Below are 17,368 nucleotides of genomic sequence, written 5' to 3' on the forward strand. Positions count from 1 at the left end.
AGTGACCAAGCGTATGGAATATACCGTCGAAATCACGTATACTTGCGGGAATGCCAATCGTAGAATGGAGAGTTTAATACATATGTCTAATTTGCCTAACTGCCCCAAATGTAATTCAGAGTACACGTACGAGGATGGTAACCTGTTGGTTTGCCCAGAGTGCGCGCATGAATGGTCTTTGGAAGCAGACAATGAGAATGCAGAGGATGCAAAAGTAATCCGTGATGCCAACGGAAATGTGCTAAGTGATGGCGATACCGTTACCGTCATTAAAGATCTGAAGGTAAAAGGTAGCTCGCTCGTGGTCAAACAGGGCACGAAGGTAAAGAATATCCGCCTGATTGATGGGGATCATGATATTGATTGCAAGATTGACAGCTTGGGTGCGATGAAGCTGAAGTCTGAGTTTGTGAAAAAGATATAAGATCGAGAAATGTTCAGTTCCGCATTCAATGGGAATTGAACGTTTTTTGTTTGACAGGAAATATTTAGTAGATATATACTGGTTGGAATTTAATTTTTTTGAACATGGATGAGTAGTCTACATATAAGAAAAGGCAGGTGTCAGAGCGATGAAGAGAGATCACATTATTGAATATTATTCTGGGTTTGATGAGTGGGGTAGACTGGAGCGGGAACCAATTGAATTCATCATTAACATGCATTACATCAGGGAACATCTCCCCGCTACTGGTTGTATTCTGGATAATGGCGCAGGGCCAGGAAAGTATGCCATGGAGCTTGCGAAGCTGGGGTACAAGGTCACTTTATCGGATCTGACACCTTCCTCCGTGGATACTGCGCGGCAAAAGGCTCAGGAGTTTGGTTTGACACAACAATTCGATGGATTCCATGTTCTCGATGCGACTTCGCTCTCCGGTATGGCTGACGAGACGTACGATGCGTCCCTCATGCTGGGGCCGTTATACCATCTGCAGACAGACGAAGAGCGCACGGCTGCTGTACGGGAGCTGTACCGTGTGACCAAGCGAGGGGGCGTGGTGTTTGTAGCCATGCAAAGCCGAATGCGCATGAGTATCAATTCGCTGCAATCCCCGCAGTATTGGAAGCCAAATGATAACTTGGCAGCAATCCGTTCTTTTGTGGAAAAGGGTATATTCGATCATCAGGATCAAGGACGATTTACGGGAGCATACTATTTTAATATTCAGGACGTTACACCCTTCATGGAGCAACATGGATTTGAAACCGTTGATTTGATTGGTTCATCTAGCCTTAGAGCGATGCTTACGGACGAGCAGCAGCAATACTGGAAAGAGCGTGGCGAGTATGATGAACTCATGCAATATATGATTGAAGCCGCCAAAGACCCTTCCATATTGGGAATCTCGTCGCATCTGCTGTACATTGGGAGGAAGAAATAATAGACTTACAGGCAATGCTCTAAAAATCTATGTATTTTAGAATTTCAGCCCGTGGAATACTGTTTCCACATGATATAATATCTCTATCTAATGGTCTGGAGGTGTCACTATGCAATGGAAGGAAGTTCAGGAGCGATTCCCTAATGAGTGGGTCGTTTTTGAGGCAACCAAGGCGCATTCTAGAGAAGGCCGGCGTTATATTGAAGAGATGGCAGTGATTGATTCATTTGATGATTCTACGAAGGCACTAAAACGTTATGGTGGATTGCATCAGGAAGATCCCAGACGGGAATACTGCTTTTTTCACACTTCACGTCCAGAAGTTGTGGCAAGAGAACGATATGTTGGCATGAGAGGTCCTCGATGAAAATTTCAGATGGAACAACGATTAATGATTTTCAAGTTGAAATAGGAAATATGGATTATGGTTTGGAGATTGACGGAATTCTGGGATTTAATTTTATGAAACAGACCGGTGTTGTAATTAATGCCAACCTGATGGAACTAAGTATAGGTAAGCCATAATCGATAGAAAATAAACATAAAAGTGCCCTCTGGAAACAGAGGGTACTTGTGTTTTTCATCAAAATAGTTCAATATTAAGATACATAACAAAAGGTGATCTACTTACAATAGGTAAGATGAAAAACGGATCGCTTCATACCAGGGAGGAACAGACAATGGAAATCGGAATTAGTACATTTGTGGAGACAAATCCGGATGTAAAAACAGGAGAACTTATCAGTCATGCGCAGCGCATTCGCGATGTTGTTGAAGAGATTGTTTTGGCAGATCAGGTGGGCCTGGATGTATACGGCGTGGGGGAGCATCATCGTGCTGACTATGCGGCTTCATCACCAGCTGTCATTCTGGCGGCGGCAGCTTCACAGACAAAGAACATACGCCTGACGAGTGCGGTAACGGTGCTGTCATCGCATGATCCGGTACGGGTATATCAAGATTTCGCGACACTGGACGGCATTTCGAACGGACGTGCAGAGATTATGGCAGGGCGGGGATCATTTATCGAATCGTTCCCATTGTTTGGCTATGATCTGAACGACTACGATGAGTTATTCGACGAGAAACTCGATTTGCTGCTCAAGCTGCGTGATTCGGAAAAAGTAACCTGGGAAGGCAAACACCGTCCTTCCTTTAATAATCTGGGCATCTACCCGCGCCCGGTTCAGGAAAAACTTCCGGTATGGATTGGCAGTGGCGGTAATCAGGAATCCGTGGTTCGTGCAGGATTGCTCGGTTTGCCACTGGTGCTTGCCATTATCGGTGGCCGTCCGGTGCAATTCGCACCGCTGGTGGAACTGTACAAGAAAGCAGCTGCACATGCAGGACATGATGCTTCCAAGCTGACCGTTGCTTCTCACTCTCACGGCTTCATTGCCGATACAACAGACGAAGCCGTGGAGAAATTCTTCCCGCCAGCGCAAGCGGTCATGAACATACTGGGTCGTGAACGTGGCTGGGGACACTACAGCCGTGCTACATTTGATGCGGCGCGCAGCCTGGAAGGTGCATTGTATGTAGGTGATGTGGATACCGTAGCTCAGAAAATTATTTACCTGCGCAAAGAAGTTGGGATTACACGCTTCATGTTACACACCCCACTCGGCACAATGCCGCACAACGAGGTTATGAGAGCGATCGAACTGCTTGGTAAAGAAGTCGCTCCTATCGTGCGTAAAGAAATTGCACGTTGGGAAGCTGAGAACGAAGAGGCACGTTAATCGACTGAAACCGTTACGGAACTAGATAGAGTCAACAAAACAAAGGAGCATGCCCTAGGCGTATTAAGCCAATGGGGCTGCTCCTTTTTCGTTTATCTTCTGAAAGTATCTAAAACAGCACAGATGTAATGCTTACCCATTCGCAGATGTACTCACAAGGGAGTGTATAACCATGGACAACGTATGATCATAGAGGGTTTTGGCAGCTTCTTCGCTCTCAATATGGCCTCCCAAATACAGATGAATAACACCGTGTAAGGGAGCCCAGATCATCCGAACGGCAAGCAGGGGATCTTGCACCTGAAGCATTCCCTGTTCAATCGCTACCTCAACCAAGGCAGACACTTGTTTCAGTGCAGTTGCTGTTCCCTGTAAGGTCTCTCCATCTGGTTTGAATTCGGAAAAAGATCCTCCAAACATCAGCTGATAGAAGCTGGATTGAGAAATGCCGAAGTCCCAATAGACGTGGGCCAGATCACGGAAATATTGTTCGAACGATGCCTGCCGGGGCAGAACTTCAAAACGCTGGGCCATGAGGGAGCATCCCTCTAAATACAGATGTTTGGCTAACCCTTCTTTTTTGCCGAAGAGATTATATATGATTTTGGTGGAGCACTCCATGCGTTCAGCTACACGGCGTACTGTGACGGCTTCTGGTCCATGCTCTTGCAGTAAAGCAGCAGCAGCATGCACAATATTTTGCCGCAGATTATCCGAGTGTTGCAGTCTGGCTTCCTGAAAGGTTGTTACCGTATGTGCAGATTCCGTGGAACCCGAATTAAGATCCTTCATTGATTTCATCCTCGTAACCGTATTGTTGTTGAACAGAAACTAGGTTTCCTTTTCTTAAGGTCATTCTACTGTTTTACGCCAGATAACGTCAATTTAATCCGAGTTTAGTAAGTAAGCACCCCGTTCTAGATTCAAATTTAACAAATGCATTTGACAGCGTCATGGGTTTTGGTTACGATGATTCTATACAGAAACATTGTTTCCTAATGGAAACGAGTGTTTAAATTTTACACAGAGGATGGATGAGAGATGATAAAGGAACAGCATCAATGGGTACTTATTACAGGTGCTTCTTCAGGTATTGGGGAAATTTTTGCACTCGAGATGGCTTCTAAGGGTAAAAATATCGTGCTGGTGGCTAGAACAGAGTCCAAACTGAATCAATTGGCAGAACGTATAGAACGTACATATCAAGTAAGGGCTGAGGTAATCGTATCGGATTTGTCTCAAGTCGAGGCACCTCAGAACGTATATGAGGAATGTCAGAATCGTGGAATACACATCGATATGCTGATCAACAATGCGGGATTTGCTACCCATGGATGTTTTGAACAACTGGATGGTTCCCGGCAACAGGAGGAGATTATGTTGAACGTGCTCGCCTTGACGAACATGACGCATCTTTTCTTGCCAGGCATGTTACAGAAGAAAAATGGTGCTGTCATTAATGTATCGTCGACGGCTGCCTTTCAACCTGATCCGTATATGGCTGTGTATGGAGCGACAAAGGCATTTGTACTTTCTTTTACAGAGGCATTATACGAAGAAAACAGGAAGCGTGGCGTTCAGTTTTTGGCACTATGCCCAGGCTCAACCGAGACTTCGTTTTTTGATGTGGTGGGTGCTGATGAAGCCTCGGTGGGCAAACGTGATACACCTGAGCATGTCGTGGCCGTAGCCATGAGGGCACTGGAGTCAGGCAAACCTTATGCTGTGCCGGGGGCCAGGAATTATTGGACAGCACAGTTCACCCGCCTCATACCACGCAAGTCCATGTTGCGAATCGTAGGAAGTATGCTCCGTCCACGTTCCGAGGGTGTTAAACCAGAAAAAGTACAAGCCTGATTAGGGGTATAGGGTACAAGCTTTAGGCCAAAATGCCTTTGGCCCGAGCTTCCTTTATCCAGCCTGGAAATTCAGTGAGGAGACGATCGTACAATTCTTCATCGCTGATCTTGGAGATGTCGTCGAGAGCAAAAAAGTCAGCATTATCGATGAAACGTCCAGTCATGTCATCGAGTTTCTCGAGAATACCGTAATTGGCTTGGCCTAGGCCAACAAATTGCCAGAACAGGTTTTTGGTTGAGCTTTCGGTAATAAGCCGCATGATTTTCCCTTTTTGACTGACTCCACCATCGCTAAAAAAGATAATATACGTTGGAATCTTCACATCGGGTTCCTCGATCGTGTATTTGCGAATGACATCCTGCATCACAGGAGGTTCGTTATTGGTACCGCCTTTGCTTCCCAGCGTATATGTGCGTTCAATATAATTCTCGAAATCCCTGGCGGTGACGCTAGGTGCACGCAAGAAGTCTTTGGCGAAGAACCAGACGTCCAACTCTCCGTTATCATCAAACGCTGATGCAATCGCCAGGATACGCTCGAAGGCCTCTTGCACGATGCCTTTGCGATACAGATGGTACATGGAGCCTGATGCATCAAATACAACGGCAACACGTGCCTGTATAGGTTCAATCTTTTTCTTTTGCAGAGACAGGGTTACTTTACGCTTGAGGAGATCGATCTTGGTCAGGTTAAGCGGCGGATGAATCGTGTTTGGTACAGCAACAGGTGCCAAGACTTCTGGAGAGGCCGCTGCTACTTCAGCTTGTGCCGTGAGAAGAACCTGTTCGGCTTCCGAGGTGTCGTTACTCTCAATTTCAACACCGAATGACTCTGCCAGCGGCTGCAATCCACCAAAGAAACCTCGCCCAATCGCACGAACTTTAAACCCGTCACGATACTTATAGATTTCAATGAGAATAAGTGCTGTTTCCGCAGTGACCTGTGTGATCTCATAGGTGATCTGCTGGGAACCCGCTTGTACAATTGCCTGACATGCCTGAACATCGGCGAAAGTCCCTCCCGCATCCAGAGTAGCCGTAAACACACATTTTTCCACAGGGGCCTGCCGTAATTGATTTGTATCCAGTACAAAAGAGGATTTCAGTTCCTCTGTCTGTTGGAGAAGTACACTTTGATGGGGATCGGCCTTCTGATTATAAAATACAAAATAGTCGTCAGATGGGACCTTTCCCTCTTCGTTCACCATAAAGCAGCTAACATCCAAGGGAGAAGGAGATGAAGTACATTGAATGGTTACCTGAAGTTGAGCACATTCGTTGATACTGATATTCTGGCCTGTGTTTAAGTGGATGAACGAATCTGTCATAATCGGATGCGCCTCTCTTCTCCAATATAATGGTTGAAAATGTACAGTAACAAGATCGATTCTGAGACAAATGTTTCCATAAGTCAATCTTTACACCGTTGATCCTACGCCTCATCAGACTCGTACTTTTCCCGATGCTCCTTCTTCATCTTCACATAGTCCGGATCGGTCTTGGCGATCTCCCATTGCGCTTTGAATATGGCCGCGGCTTCTGCCTTCACCTTATCATTCTGATAGGGCAAAATTGAGCCATCCTCCTTTGAGTATTTGCGTCCTCCTTTGTGATTTGTATACCGTCTGGCCCGTGTATAACCCATCTGGAGAAATTTGCGAGCCATATCCATACCGACGAAATCTCCCTTTTTCTTATACTCCAAAAATAGCTCATAGATCTTCTCCGATGACTCCGTCGCAATCTCGGGTGTTTTGAACCGCCAGTGTGGCAGAATCTCGCCTTTGTACGGCTCTACCATCAGAACACCCTGCTCTCCCCGGCCCACGGTGTACAGCTCAGGATGTTTGCGCAGATCAAGCTCTTCATAATTGAGGCTGTAATCAAATTTTTTCATGTATACACCCTCCTTGAGATGATATGTGTTCCCGTTAACAATTGTAATCTGTACTATCGTTTACCCGGTCTTATTGAGGATGAAAATAAGTGAATAAGCGTTGTTGACATATAATATGTCTCCTGTATAATAAGCGTTGTTGACATATAATATGTCTCCTGTATAATGACATATTATATGTCAAGTTGATAAAATACATTTGTGAAGGACGTGTTGTGCATGAATCAAGTTTCATTGCCCTCGATGACGGTATTGCAGTACTTGGCTCATATTCACCAGTTATCTTACACTCAGGTGTGCAAAGAAGTAGGACTCACTCCACAGCAATTTAATGACTGGGTCAAGAAACGTCGACCAATTCCTAAGGATAGACTGCAACAACTGGCAGAATATTTTCATGTAGAACATGAAGTGCTGATTGATGGACAACATTATTTGCGGGATCTTACACCTGAGAATACAGTGGATGTACAGATCCTTTTTATTCAACAGAAGTTAGAGAGGGAAGGGGAAGAAGAGGAGAAAAAAGCCTACGAGATGAAGCTTGTCCAGTTGCTGCAGGAGAAACACAAGCAGGCTTTAATTGCGAGATTTGCAGCGATCATTGAACTGGGAGGTGAGAAAACGATCAAACATTCTGAAGAATGGCTTAGTAAAGCGGAGTCCATGGCAAATATGTCTGCACCCTTCTCACATCAGGAGGGGGAGAAATGAGCACAGCATTCGCAGTGAAATCTCAAGAGAACTTTTGGGTCTGCAAAAATCAGGATGTGATCTACGATGGAGTATATCTCTTCACAAACCAACGTGGACTGCAGAAAACTGCCTTGATCATGCCTCCATCTCTTCCTGCATCATGGACTTCAGTCTATGGGAGTCTAACCGTTTCTCAAGTAGGGAAGGAGAATCCCAATGGAGGCATAAATGAAGCAGGGCTTGTGATTGAACAGACCACGTTATGGTCGACCCACTATCCAGCTGAAGACGGCCTTCCAGTTGTAAGTGAGATTCAGTGGATACAGTATCTTTTGGATACATGCAGTACTGTAGATGAAGCATTGGAGGCAGCGGGGAGAATCCGAATAGATCAGAGCACTTCCCAGTTGCATTATTTAATCGCAGATCGCACCGGAAATTATGCAATTGTAGAGTTTCTCCAGGGTCATATGTGTGTGCATTCCGCGCCTTTGGAGGTGCCTGTAATTACAAATACCGCGTATAGTGATGCAATACGTGAACTGGAGTCAGGGCAGAATGTATGGTCACAATGGGACGATTATGAGAAGAATTCAATGGATCGGTTTTCATGTGTTGCCGACATTTATACTAATTCTGGGACATTTCTTGATAATCCAGACGCACTCTTCAAGGTACTGGCTTCTGCCAAACGCGAAGATACGGTATTTTCCTTAATCTATGATCTGCAGCGAATAGAAGTACACTTAATAACGTCAAAGTATGTAAAGCCTGTTGTTATTCGTATGATTGACTTCATCTTTGAACAATCTTCGCTTGCACAGGTGGCAAATCTGCAGTGTCGATCAGGGGAGCGAGAAGAGCTCCTATTTGAAGATTATTCAGCGGACATAAATATGGAAGCGGTTCGATCCTTTTTTCGTAATCCTCTACTGACTAGTGTGTTCAAGTGGGCTATACCTGATGAGTTGATTCAATATATGTCACAATACCCCGATTCTTTTACAACAAGCACGGTTAATGGGGAACAATAGAAGGAATTACACAGGAGGGGTAGCGGTATGGGAATGTCCGGCAGATATCTTGTGGTAACAAAGGAGCTAGTTGAATCCATCAAGTCAGGTGAGGTTAGTGTGCATGATTGTGCAGTTGATCTGGATATCGATAAAACATGGCAGATGCTGCAGTTCACGCTGAACGGTAACTTGGTAGAAGGGGAGCCGCCCTTGGGATATGTGGTGCCTCTCGCAGGTGAGCAATACGTGGGAAACTATTCGGATATGGATCTGTTTTTGCTTAGTAACGAGCAGGTGCTGGAAGCCTACATGGCATTGGAGCAGCTCACACCGGAAGAATTAAAGGAGCGGTATAGTCTGGACCAAATGATCGCTGAAGGCGTCTATCCTGTCATGGAAGATTGGGATGCGGAAGAGACATTTCAGGAGATCGTTCAGACTGTGGATGATGTCCAAGCCTTATTTCAGGCCACCGCTGCAAGTGGGAACGGGATCATCTTTTATGTTTTCTAAGTGAGCATTGAAATTATGATGGAAAATGGTTGGCCGACACTGAGGCAGGTTTGAACTACGCCTATTCGGGTTATTGATAGACACAAGGCTCAGGCCTTGATGACATGACAATCCGGTAGAAGAGAGGGAATGCGATATGACACAGGATCAGAACGAAGAGAACAAAGCGATTCAAGAGGACGAGCCGGATCAATTCGAGACTCCCGCAACTGCGGAAGATGAAGAAACGGATGAGAAACTCGCAGAAGATCAGGAGCAAGAATAACTCCCAGCATTGCACAATGAAGCAGGATGTTTTATCGAAACATACGATATGCTGAAATATAGATAGACCAGAGGTCGGACATGTTCCGGCCTTTTGGTTTATTTTTTTGCGTATCCGTTTACAAGAATTACCTATACCTTCATAATGGAAATGAACCATATTTTTCTAAGGAGGAGTTCATATTACGAATCGGAAGTTAGTCCAATGGATGGCAGTGTCACTAGTACTTTTAATGGTTGTTCTTACAGGATGTCAGGCTGTGGGTGGAGTAGACGTTGGCAAAGCAATGGCCAATGGCGCGAGTATCAAGTCCGGTGAATCCAGACAATCCATGAATATAAACATAGAACCGGCTAAGGAATTTGCTACAGAGAAAGACCTTGAAATGATCGAACTTATTAACTCCATATCCCTGGATATTGATCAAGCCAAAATGAAAGATGCGAAGACAGCATCGATCAAAGGTACACTGAGCATGGAGGGAACAAAGTTACCTTTCCACGTGTCCATGAATGAGTCCCAATTGGTCATTGATCTGGACGGAGCCCAGAAACCGCTGTACATGTCTCTGGATACGTTCCAGGATGCACAGGCGCTTCCGATGGTAGATACGAAGGCTCTGGAGAAACAACTCGAGGAAATTTCCCCGAAACTGTTCTCTTTTGTCCTGAAGCATCTGTCCAATCCGAAGAACATCTCCGTAACACCGGTACAGGAATCCGTGAATGGCGAAGCACTTAGCCTCTCCAAGCTGCATCTGGAAGTTAGTGGTGAAGAGATGCTTGCCATGGTTAAACCGTTCCTGACGAGTATTTCGAAGGATGAGCAAGGACTGAAAGATTTGATTGGCGATCTGTACGATGTGTTCTACCCTGTACTGGAAGCAGTGAATGAGGTAGAAGGTGGGGGAGATGACACGCTGAATTCGATCGTTCCTGAATCGAAAGATGAAGCCGTTGCGTCACTATATGCCATCATCAAAGTAGGACTGGACAGTATGCTGGTCAATTATGATCAGGAGCTGAACAACCTGTTGAATGAGACTCCTGAATTCAAAACGGTATTTGGCACAGAAACCAAACTGAAATTGGACTTCTATCTCGACAGCAAGCTGGATATTCGCAAGCAAAACTTTGAACTGAAAGTAGCGCTGCCTGCTTCTGAGGATCTGCCGGTGAACTCTGTAACCGTAAGTGGAGACAGTGAACAGTGGAATATCGGTGGCACAGTTGCAGTTGATGAAGTGGATGTATCGGGTGGCGTTATGGATCTGATGAAGGATGATATTACGCCTGGACAGATGCTGCGCAATTTTGATTCCAATTCACTCGCATACCAATTGCTGAAAGATGAGGCTGGGATCACGAGTAAAAGTGTAGTGCTCTTCCCGGATGATGAATACGCTGGGGCGATCACTGTTAAGAACACAACATTTGTACCGCTTCGCTACGTGTCTGAAGAATTGGATGCTGAAGTGAAATGGACCAAAGGCTCGAACCAAATCGTTGTCATTGACGACATCACTGGTGATGAGATTGTCCTGACCGTAGGTTCCAAGAAGGCAACCGTTGCTGGTAAAGAAGTAACTATGGTGGAATCCGCCTATGTAGGCAAGGACGGCAAGACGTATGTGCCGCTGCGCTTTGTGGCTGAATCCCTTGGAACTACTGTAGATAAGGAACAAGAAACAGGCTGGATTTACATTGACCGTCCTTAAGGGAGACGTTATAAGTAATCCTTAGTATGAGAGGGGATTTCAGAGTATGCCAGATTTCTCGTAATGATCGTGAAAAGAACACCGCAAAAATTCCGTTAGACCATGAACGGGATACGTGTGTCCTTTTGACCCATTACGAGGAGCTTCGGCGTTTCTGAAATGATGAAACGGATCGGGGAGTGCCTCTATTGGAGGTGCTCCTCTTTGTCGTTTCATCCTAAATAAATCCCCAGAGGTGTTGTATATGAAAAGTCAATTATTCACCCATTCAAACTCCGTTACGTTGCGTCCATTTACGCTTGAAGATCAGGCTGCCGTGTATGCATTAACCCAACAACCTGAAATCACAGATGTCCTGCCAGATTGGAAGATGACCGAGGAGCAGTTGCGCGAATTCTTACAATTTGTCGTTGGCAGTTACGAACAGTTCAACCCGGAAGATGTACGCATCCTGCTTGCTGTTGTACACAATAAAGATCAGCGTATCATTGGTTGGTGTGGCGTATTTCCAAATGAACTGCTGGATCGTGATGACCGTGAAGTGGCCTACGCCATCTCCCGGGATTACCGGAATAAAGGATATATCTCAGAGGCGGTGCATGCCCTAACAGCATATTTATTTGAGCATACCTTGCTGGATCGAATTGTGGGCATTGTGAAGCCCTTCAATCAGCCGTCACGCAAAGTTCTGGAGCATGCGGGTTTTCGTTATATCTCTCGCAGGAAACTTGTGGATCAGGAGAACTACGATTATTTTGAACTGCTTAAAGTAAAGTCCGAACCAGTGCAACCGAAGCAGGTACATTCTGAAATTCGCTTACGACGAGCAGAGCAGGAAGATGCAGTTGTACTTACAGAGATTTGCACTCGTGCTTTTGATCATGTCATAAAAGTCTGGGCGGATAATGAGAAGGATATCGATAGCAATCTATGCCCACCTGATTATTCGTCAGTTCGCATGCATCGTTACGTGATCCGTGAATGGGATTATTATGTTGTAGAATCAGATGGATGCGCTATTGGCGGAGTGAGTGTTAACGTGCTTGGACGAAAACATGCCAGGATCGATAAGATCTATATTGACCCCGTATGCCAGGGCCGTGGCGTTGGAACTCAAGTCATGAGGCTTATTGAGGCTGAATTTCCGCAGATTGAAACCTGGAAGCTGGAGACCTCAGGTCGGCAGCTGGATAATCATCATTTTTACGAAAAAATGGGATATGTTTGTATCTATGCATCTGAGGATGAGTTTGTATATGAGAAGAACAAGTCCGTTGATTCTTTTGATCCAACATGTGATGAGACATTAGCCAAGGACTCGGGTGAGTCGGTGGTTGAATATGTTCAAGCTAATCTGGACTCAGTCCGTTACAGCACCAGTAATCTGACCAATAGTCGGATTACCGACTGCAACCTGAGTGGAAGCAAATTTACCAATTTAAATATGACCAATATATTGCTAGCTGATTTACGCCTAACTGATAGCAAGATTGAATTTTGTGCTTTGGATGGCGTTCAATTCCAGGACACACATCTTGGATCTGACCGTGTACCCATGCAGTGGGCGCATTGTGATTTTGGGGGAAGTCGTTTTATCGATTGCGATCTATCTGGAGTAAAGTTGGAACAGTGTCAAGTGAACGGGATGAAGATCAACGGAGTAGAAGTAAGGGAATTACTTGCAGCCTATGAGGCTATGAAGTCCTGAGGACGAATGGCAGGGCCAGTACGGAAGCATACTAATCCGGTTGAGATGATGGCTGTAACTGTTCCCCGTTAGATTAGAGCAAATGAAGAAATGGGTATTTACGTATGGAGGATGTCAAAACAGCAAAGGGAGGTCTATGGATTATGACTGAACGATTTGCGGGTAAAGTGGTCCTGATTACAGGCGGTGGCTCCGGTCTCGGACGGTCGGCTGCTGTGGAAGTTGCACGTGAAGGGGCCAAACTTGCCCTGGTGGATGTGAACATGAAGGCGCTGGAAGAGACTAAGCGTGTGATCTCGGAAGAGGTACAGCATGCCGAATTTCTGCTAATCGAAGGTGACGTATCGGACGAAGAAGCTGTGAAGAAGTATGTTAGTGATACGGTCAATGAATTTGGGCGTATTGATGCATTTTTCAACAATGCAGGCATTGAAGGCAAGCAAAACCTGATCGAGAACTACGAGACGGAGATGTTTAATAAAGTTATCGACATCAATCTGAAGGGTGTATTTTTCGGGTTGAAGCACGTTCTACCTGTGATGAAAAAACAGGGCGAAGGCTACATCGTGAACGCGTCCTCTGTTGGAGGGATTCGCGCCGTGCCAAACCTGGTTGCCTACGGAGCGAGCAAACATGCCGTAGCCGGCATGACCAAAGACGCAGCGATTGAATACGCCGAGCACGGGATCAGCGTTAATGCAATTGCACCCGGAGCCATTCTGACAGATATGGTCATCGGTTCGTTCAAACAGATCAATCCGAATGACTGGGAGTCAGCATCCAAAGAGTTCGTGAAGGACAACCCGGCGAAGCGCTTGGGTGAACCGAAGGAAGTAGGGCGTCTCGTTGCCTTCCTGCTGTCTGGCGAAGCACCGTTTATCAATGGAGCCATTATTCCGATTGATGGTGCGCAGTCAGCCAAATATTGATCCCATAATCATCAAAAAGTATATCAATGCGGCATAGATATATACCGAAGAACGCCCTTTTTCGCCAATGTGCGGATGGGGCGTTCTTTTTGGTGTGATATTTAAGGGGGCGTATCCCGTATCCCGCAGTTTAAGTGTGCTGTAGAATCTGCGGCTTTTTGCTAAACCCGGTACTCCCGGCTGTAAAGCCCATCTGACGATAGAATTCATGTGCAGCTTCACGCTCTGGGCGATTGCCACTGTTCAGAGACAAGGAATCCACGTTATGCTTGGCTGCCCATTGCTCAGCTTCAAGAATGAGCTGACGGCCGATGCCTGAGCCCCTGAACTGGTCGTGTACAACCAATGCCAAGATGCGGCAGTGTCTTCCGTTTTTTTCATACATATAAGAAGTCTGTAATCCGATCAGTCCAACTACGCGGCCTCGTGCTTCAGCAACGAGTGTAGTAAAGTTTGCGTCCGCAGAGATATGGGTATAGCGCTCTTCCATCTCGGCGTACGTGGTGGGATAACCAAGTTGGTCCATCAGAATGACCATATCTTGCAGATCGGTAGGGGAGCTATGTCTAATCGTCACATCCAGGCTCATAATGTTGTATCCTCCTTGGGTCTTTCCTTCAACGAAAGTTCAATAATGGTATCCAGCAGCTCTGCAAAAGAAATGCCTGCAGCAGCTGCACTTTTGGGTAGCAGACTGTTACGGGTAAGACCCGGCAGCGTGTTCACTTCAAGCACATACGGCATGCCCTCCCGAATCATCATATCCACGCGAGCGTAGACGCTACATTTGAGCACCTGATAACAGGCCAAGGCCGCAGCTTCGACGCGATGGTGTAGTTCCATAGGTAATTGCACAACCTTCTCATCTGCCCCGTGGTCATCATATTTGGAGGCATAATCGAAAAACTCGGCGCTCGAACGAATGGAGATCACCGGCAACATCTTACCATCCAGAATGGCACAGGTAATCTCCTCACCTTCGATATACTGTTCAATCATGACCGTATCATCCCAGGCGAGGGCGGCCTCTACAGCAGTTGGCAGGGCGGAAGCTTCCTTCACCACTTGGGTACCGATGCTGGAACCGCCTGAATTGGGTTTGACCACCACGGGGTACGTTAATTGTTGAACAGCAATAGAGGACAGTTCCTCCATATGGCTCACTCGCAGCCATTCTCCAGTAAGTACACCTGCATGCTGCATGAGCTGTTTGGACATGTCTTTATCCATACATACACTACTTGCCAGCACACCACAGCCTGTGTAGGGAATACCCAGAGATTCTAATGTGCCTTGGACCGTACCGTCTTCGCCGTATTTGCCATGCAGGGCAAGCAGTGCCACATCGATCCCCGCTGACTTGTCGATTAGATCGCGCTTGGTATTCAGCTCGATGGGTACAACCTCGTATTTGTCTTTATTCAGGTTTGCAATCATCTCCTGTCCGGTGAGCAGGGAAATATCCCGCTCTGAAGATGTACCGCCCATAATCACGCCAACTTTCATGTGAAATCCTCCTTATCTCATTTGAGCTGCTGTCTCGCCAATGATGCGAATGCCTTTACGTATATTCTCATCGCTGACTCTGGAGAAACCCAGACGCATCGTGTTTACACCCTGACCGGGTTCCAGATAAAAGGTATCCCCTGGTGTGAACGTTACACCTTTCACTTTACAGGCTTCCAGCAGTTCACGGGTTCTGTATTCGGACGGGAACTGCACGAACAGATGCAGACCACCCGCACCGGAAATCCGGCACATTGGCAGATGCTGCTTCAGGCAACGCACAACCAATTCATATTTTCGCTTATATTCGGTGCGAGCTCGCTTCAAATATTTCTCGAAATTACCGTTGCTCAGATATTGATACAATAACGATTGGTCCAGCGTGGAGGTATGGATGCTGCGTGCCCGTTTCATACTCTCCAGATAATCAATCAGCGCCGCATCCGCAATAATCCAACCCACCCGCAGACCTGGGAACAGGACTTTGGAGAAGCTGCCCAGATACACCAGTCCATTGCCTTTGCCCATGCTGGCGATCAGGGGAGAGACATGCGAACCGGAATATCGCAATTCTTCGTTAAAACCGTCTTCAATAATCGGTACCTGATACTTGTTCATCAACCGGATGATCTCTACCCGTTTGGCAGGGGACGTCACAATCCCGGTTGGATTGTGATAGGATGGCACGAGATATGCCAGATCATATGGACTTGCCTCAAGTTCATGTTCCAGTTGCTTCAAGTCCAGGCCATCCGGCTCCATGTTCACACCGGTCAGTTGAAACTGGTGCAATTTTAGATTTTTAATCGCCGTGTGGTGCGTTGGATTCTCGCAGATCGCTTTGCCGCTTTTTTTGCGTAACGCTCCAAGCACCAGATCGAAACCTTCCGTGAATCCATTGGTGATCAGGATGTCCTTGCCACGGAGGTCGACGCCTTTGTTCTCCATATAACGTAGTAAATAGTTCATCAGCGGTCTGTATCCTTGCGCATATCCGTAATTCAGCAGTACTTCGCCTTCAAGTGACATGCGATCTAGAAAAGCCCGTTTCACGTTGTGCAGATCAAACAGCTTTTCATCCGGTGCTATGCTGGTAAACGATATTTCGCCGCGCTCTGCTCCGGAGCCATGCTTCATCAGATCGTACTGCTCTGCCTGAATGGCATACTCGCTTACCTCTGTCGTCCAGTCCAGTTTCCAGCTTGCTGCTGCCTCAGGTGTTTCGATGGAGGCACTGACGTAATTGCCCTTGCCTTTGACTGCATAGATCAGTCCCTCATCTTCAAGCTCGGCATAAGCGAGCAGGACCGTACTGCGACTAACCTTCATGAGTGTACTGAGTTCACGGGTCGAGGGCAGCTTTTGTTTGGCTTGCAGGCCGCCTTTGAGCATCAAACGCTTCATATAATCTTTGACTTGTATATATACAGGGCGGTCCTCCGTCAGTTGCAGATCGGAATACATCCCATCACTCCCTCTACTGGTATCTTGCCATATTATAAACCCCGCAGAAAGAACCACGATACCTCTGTTTCCCTGAGCGTGTGGTTGGTTGTTCGCACAAACGCAAAAAAGCCCTGGCAGTATGCCGGGGCCTGGTGGTGAAACTTGATCCATTTTCTATAGTACTGCTGCTATAATTTCTACAGTTGTATTGCATGACTAGTCTCTCTAGGATCGATAGCTATCTGACCTTCTACGTGTGTCTATTAACTTCAGTACGACTATAATTGCAGGCTTTCTAGGTGATACTTAAAATCTACAATGAATCATGAGTCTAGGTCTTTCTAGGTTTGCTTGCTGCAAGGGTCGATTAGATGATAGATCTACAATCTATAAGCTAGGGATCTTGCTAACTGTACTCTTGTCGTGATCACATAACAGAATTCAGCATGAAAAAGAGTTTCAATCATAGGGTACAATAGACGGAGGTAGATATAAAGACGTATGTCTCAGTGCCCAATTTCTTCCTCATACCCCTATAGTACCACTTTGAATCAGGGAAGTTAACCTTTTTTTTGAAATATTTGTCGTAATAGCGAAAATTGCGTGAATTGTACTTCATATAGATTGAAATGGTGTCCCTTTATAATATGTGATAGGATGTAAACCTATAGATAATGAGGAAGTGAGCC

Annotated in this window: 19 protein-coding genes; 13 read left to right on the top strand and 6 right to left on the bottom strand. The window is 46.1% G+C overall.

Features of this window, described 5'->3' with window-relative positions:
• Nucleotides 1-82: 82 nt before the first annotated feature.
• The 5 genes from AC1DE7_RS22215 (at nucleotide 83) to AC1DE7_RS22235 (ending at nucleotide 3,127) form a co-directional block, all read left to right on the top strand.
• Nucleotides 83-424, top strand: a complete 342-nt coding sequence (locus AC1DE7_RS22215) for a zinc ribbon domain-containing protein YjdM (protein ID WP_169482263.1) — start codon at nucleotides 83-85, stop codon at nucleotides 422-424.
• Nucleotides 425-572: 148 nt separating this feature from the next.
• A complete protein-coding gene (locus AC1DE7_RS22220) occupies nucleotides 573-1,385 on the top strand; it encodes a class I SAM-dependent methyltransferase (RefSeq protein WP_477535187.1) in 813 nt (270 codons plus the stop codon).
• Between the two features lie 109 nt (nucleotides 1,386-1,494).
• A complete protein-coding gene (locus AC1DE7_RS22225) occupies nucleotides 1,495-1,752 on the top strand; it encodes a hypothetical protein (protein ID WP_477535188.1) in 258 nt (85 codons plus the stop codon).
• Nucleotides 1,749-1,910 (top strand): hypothetical protein, encoded by a 162-nt coding sequence (locus AC1DE7_RS22230; protein WP_339787792.1) that lies wholly within the window; start codon nucleotides 1,749-1,751, stop codon nucleotides 1,908-1,910. The genes AC1DE7_RS22225 and AC1DE7_RS22230 overlap by 4 nt, the downstream gene beginning before the upstream one ends.
• 155 nt (nucleotides 1,911-2,065) lie before the next feature.
• Nucleotides 2,066-3,127, top strand: coding sequence for an LLM class flavin-dependent oxidoreductase (locus tag AC1DE7_RS22235; protein WP_017691578.1), 1,062 nt, complete (start codon nucleotides 2,066-2,068; stop codon nucleotides 3,125-3,127).
• Nucleotides 3,128-3,259: 132 nt separating this feature from the next.
• Here AC1DE7_RS22235 and AC1DE7_RS22240 read toward each other — a convergent pair whose 3' ends face one another.
• Complete coding sequence (locus AC1DE7_RS22240) at nucleotides 3,260-3,919, bottom strand: TetR/AcrR family transcriptional regulator (protein ID WP_315371551.1); 660 nt, start codon at nucleotides 3,917-3,919, stop codon at nucleotides 3,260-3,262.
• Nucleotides 3,920-4,168: 249 nt separating this feature from the next.
• On the opposite strand from AC1DE7_RS22240, the gene AC1DE7_RS22245 reads away from it, so the two are divergent.
• Complete coding sequence (locus AC1DE7_RS22245; RefSeq protein WP_477535189.1) at nucleotides 4,169-4,984, top strand: SDR family NAD(P)-dependent oxidoreductase; 816 nt, start codon at nucleotides 4,169-4,171, stop codon at nucleotides 4,982-4,984.
• A gap of 22 nt (nucleotides 4,985-5,006) precedes the next feature.
• Here the strand turns inward: AC1DE7_RS22245 and AC1DE7_RS22250 are convergent, their stop codons facing one another.
• Both AC1DE7_RS22250 and AC1DE7_RS22255 read right to left on the bottom strand, forming a co-directional pair.
• Complete coding sequence (locus AC1DE7_RS22250) at nucleotides 5,007-6,314, bottom strand: VWA domain-containing protein (RefSeq protein WP_477535190.1); 1,308 nt, start codon at nucleotides 6,312-6,314, stop codon at nucleotides 5,007-5,009.
• Nucleotides 6,315-6,418: 104 nt separating this feature from the next.
• Nucleotides 6,419-6,883, bottom strand: a complete 465-nt coding sequence (locus tag AC1DE7_RS22255; RefSeq protein WP_253441970.1) for a DUF4385 domain-containing protein — start codon at nucleotides 6,881-6,883, stop codon at nucleotides 6,419-6,421.
• A gap of 219 nt (nucleotides 6,884-7,102) precedes the next feature.
• On the opposite strand from AC1DE7_RS22255, the gene AC1DE7_RS22260 reads away from it, so the two are divergent.
• The 7 genes from AC1DE7_RS22260 to AC1DE7_RS22290 all read left to right on the top strand — a co-directional run bounded on the left by AC1DE7_RS22260 (nucleotide 7,103) and on the right by AC1DE7_RS22290 (nucleotide 13,727).
• Nucleotides 7,103-7,597 carry an XRE family transcriptional regulator gene (locus tag AC1DE7_RS22260; RefSeq protein ID WP_477535191.1) on the top strand — a complete coding sequence of 165 codons (495 nt, stop codon included), beginning with the start codon at nucleotides 7,103-7,105 and terminating at the stop codon, nucleotides 7,595-7,597.
• On the top strand, nucleotides 7,594-8,613 hold the full coding sequence (locus tag AC1DE7_RS22265) for a carcinine hydrolase/isopenicillin-N N-acyltransferase family protein (RefSeq protein WP_477535192.1): 1,020 nt from the start codon (nucleotides 7,594-7,596) through the stop codon (nucleotides 8,611-8,613). The genes AC1DE7_RS22260 and AC1DE7_RS22265 overlap by 4 nt, the downstream gene beginning before the upstream one ends.
• A gap of 27 nt (nucleotides 8,614-8,640) precedes the next feature.
• Nucleotides 8,641-9,108, top strand: a complete 468-nt coding sequence (locus AC1DE7_RS22270; RefSeq protein ID WP_477535193.1) for a YfbM family protein — start codon at nucleotides 8,641-8,643, stop codon at nucleotides 9,106-9,108.
• A gap of 136 nt (nucleotides 9,109-9,244) precedes the next feature.
• The gene (locus tag AC1DE7_RS22275; RefSeq protein ID WP_017691584.1) at nucleotides 9,245-9,373 is read left to right on the top strand and encodes a hypothetical protein; all 129 of its coding nucleotides are present in this window, start codon (nucleotides 9,245-9,247) and stop codon (nucleotides 9,371-9,373) included.
• Nucleotides 9,374-9,581: 208 nt separating this feature from the next.
• Nucleotides 9,582-11,090, top strand: a complete 1,509-nt coding sequence (locus AC1DE7_RS22280; RefSeq protein ID WP_477535194.1) for a copper amine oxidase N-terminal domain-containing protein — start codon at nucleotides 9,582-9,584, stop codon at nucleotides 11,088-11,090.
• A 244-nt stretch (nucleotides 11,091-11,334) separates the two neighbouring features.
• Nucleotides 11,335-12,798, top strand: coding sequence for a GNAT family N-acetyltransferase (locus AC1DE7_RS22285; protein WP_477535195.1), 1,464 nt, complete (start codon nucleotides 11,335-11,337; stop codon nucleotides 12,796-12,798).
• A 143-nt stretch (nucleotides 12,799-12,941) separates the two neighbouring features.
• Nucleotides 12,942-13,727, top strand: coding sequence for a glucose 1-dehydrogenase (locus AC1DE7_RS22290; protein ID WP_076251972.1), 786 nt, complete (start codon nucleotides 12,942-12,944; stop codon nucleotides 13,725-13,727).
• A 130-nt stretch (nucleotides 13,728-13,857) separates the two neighbouring features.
• Here the strand turns inward: AC1DE7_RS22290 and AC1DE7_RS22295 are convergent, their stop codons facing one another.
• From AC1DE7_RS22295 to pdxR, 3 genes are read right to left on the bottom strand one after another with little or no spacing between them, the layout of a single operon-like run.
• A complete protein-coding gene (locus tag AC1DE7_RS22295) occupies nucleotides 13,858-14,316 on the bottom strand; it encodes an N-acetyltransferase family protein (protein ID WP_477535196.1) in 459 nt (152 codons plus the stop codon).
• A complete protein-coding gene (locus AC1DE7_RS22300; RefSeq protein ID WP_477535197.1) occupies nucleotides 14,313-15,233 on the bottom strand; it encodes a D-alanine--D-alanine ligase in 921 nt (306 codons plus the stop codon). The genes AC1DE7_RS22295 and AC1DE7_RS22300 overlap by 4 nt, the downstream gene beginning before the upstream one ends.
• Before the next feature lie 12 nt (nucleotides 15,234-15,245).
• Nucleotides 15,246-16,697 carry a MocR-like pyridoxine biosynthesis transcription factor PdxR gene (gene pdxR / locus AC1DE7_RS22305; protein WP_477535198.1) on the bottom strand — a complete coding sequence of 484 codons (1,452 nt, stop codon included), beginning with the start codon at nucleotides 16,695-16,697 and terminating at the stop codon, nucleotides 15,246-15,248.
• Between the last annotated feature and the right edge of the window lie 671 nt (nucleotides 16,698-17,368).

This window comes from Paenibacillus sp. 10L310 (genome assembly GCF_056395745.1).

Excerpts from the sequence above, each read along its gene's own strand:
- AC1DE7_RS22215 (WP_169482263.1), top strand. The coding sequence starts at position 83 with ATGTCTAATTTGCCTAACTGCCCCAAATGTAATTCAGAGTACACGTAC.
- AC1DE7_RS22220 (WP_477535187.1), top strand. The coding sequence starts at position 573 with ATGAAGAGAGATCACATTATTGAATATTATTCTGGGTTTGATGAGTGG.
- AC1DE7_RS22225 (WP_477535188.1), top strand. The coding sequence starts at position 1,495 with ATGCAATGGAAGGAAGTTCAGGAGCGATTCCCTAATGAGTGGGTCGTT.
- AC1DE7_RS22230 (WP_339787792.1), top strand. The coding sequence starts at position 1,749 with ATGAAAATTTCAGATGGAACAACGATTAATGATTTTCAAGTTGAAATA.
- AC1DE7_RS22235 (WP_017691578.1), top strand. The coding sequence starts at position 2,066 with ATGGAAATCGGAATTAGTACATTTGTGGAGACAAATCCGGATGTAAAA.
- AC1DE7_RS22240 (WP_315371551.1), bottom strand. The coding sequence starts at position 3,919 with ATGAAGGATCTTAATTCGGGTTCCACGGAATCTGCACATACGGTAACA.
- AC1DE7_RS22245 (WP_477535189.1), top strand. The coding sequence starts at position 4,169 with ATGATAAAGGAACAGCATCAATGGGTACTTATTACAGGTGCTTCTTCA.
- AC1DE7_RS22250 (WP_477535190.1), bottom strand. The coding sequence starts at position 6,314 with ATGACAGATTCGTTCATCCACTTAAACACAGGCCAGAATATCAGTATC.
- AC1DE7_RS22255 (WP_253441970.1), bottom strand. The coding sequence starts at position 6,883 with ATGAAAAAATTTGATTACAGCCTCAATTATGAAGAGCTTGATCTGCGC.
- AC1DE7_RS22260 (WP_477535191.1), top strand. The coding sequence starts at position 7,103 with ATGAATCAAGTTTCATTGCCCTCGATGACGGTATTGCAGTACTTGGCT.
- AC1DE7_RS22265 (WP_477535192.1), top strand. The coding sequence starts at position 7,594 with ATGAGCACAGCATTCGCAGTGAAATCTCAAGAGAACTTTTGGGTCTGC.
- AC1DE7_RS22270 (WP_477535193.1), top strand. The coding sequence starts at position 8,641 with ATGGGAATGTCCGGCAGATATCTTGTGGTAACAAAGGAGCTAGTTGAA.
- AC1DE7_RS22275 (WP_017691584.1), top strand. The coding sequence starts at position 9,245 with ATGACACAGGATCAGAACGAAGAGAACAAAGCGATTCAAGAGGACGAG.
- AC1DE7_RS22280 (WP_477535194.1), top strand. The coding sequence starts at position 9,582 with ATGGCAGTGTCACTAGTACTTTTAATGGTTGTTCTTACAGGATGTCAG.
- AC1DE7_RS22285 (WP_477535195.1), top strand. The coding sequence starts at position 11,335 with ATGAAAAGTCAATTATTCACCCATTCAAACTCCGTTACGTTGCGTCCA.
- AC1DE7_RS22290 (WP_076251972.1), top strand. The coding sequence starts at position 12,942 with ATGACTGAACGATTTGCGGGTAAAGTGGTCCTGATTACAGGCGGTGGC.
- AC1DE7_RS22295 (WP_477535196.1), bottom strand. The coding sequence starts at position 14,316 with ATGAGCCTGGATGTGACGATTAGACATAGCTCCCCTACCGATCTGCAA.
- AC1DE7_RS22300 (WP_477535197.1), bottom strand. The coding sequence starts at position 15,233 with ATGAAAGTTGGCGTGATTATGGGCGGTACATCTTCAGAGCGGGATATT.
- pdxR (WP_477535198.1), bottom strand. The coding sequence starts at position 16,697 with ATGTATTCCGATCTGCAACTGACGGAGGACCGCCCTGTATATATACAA.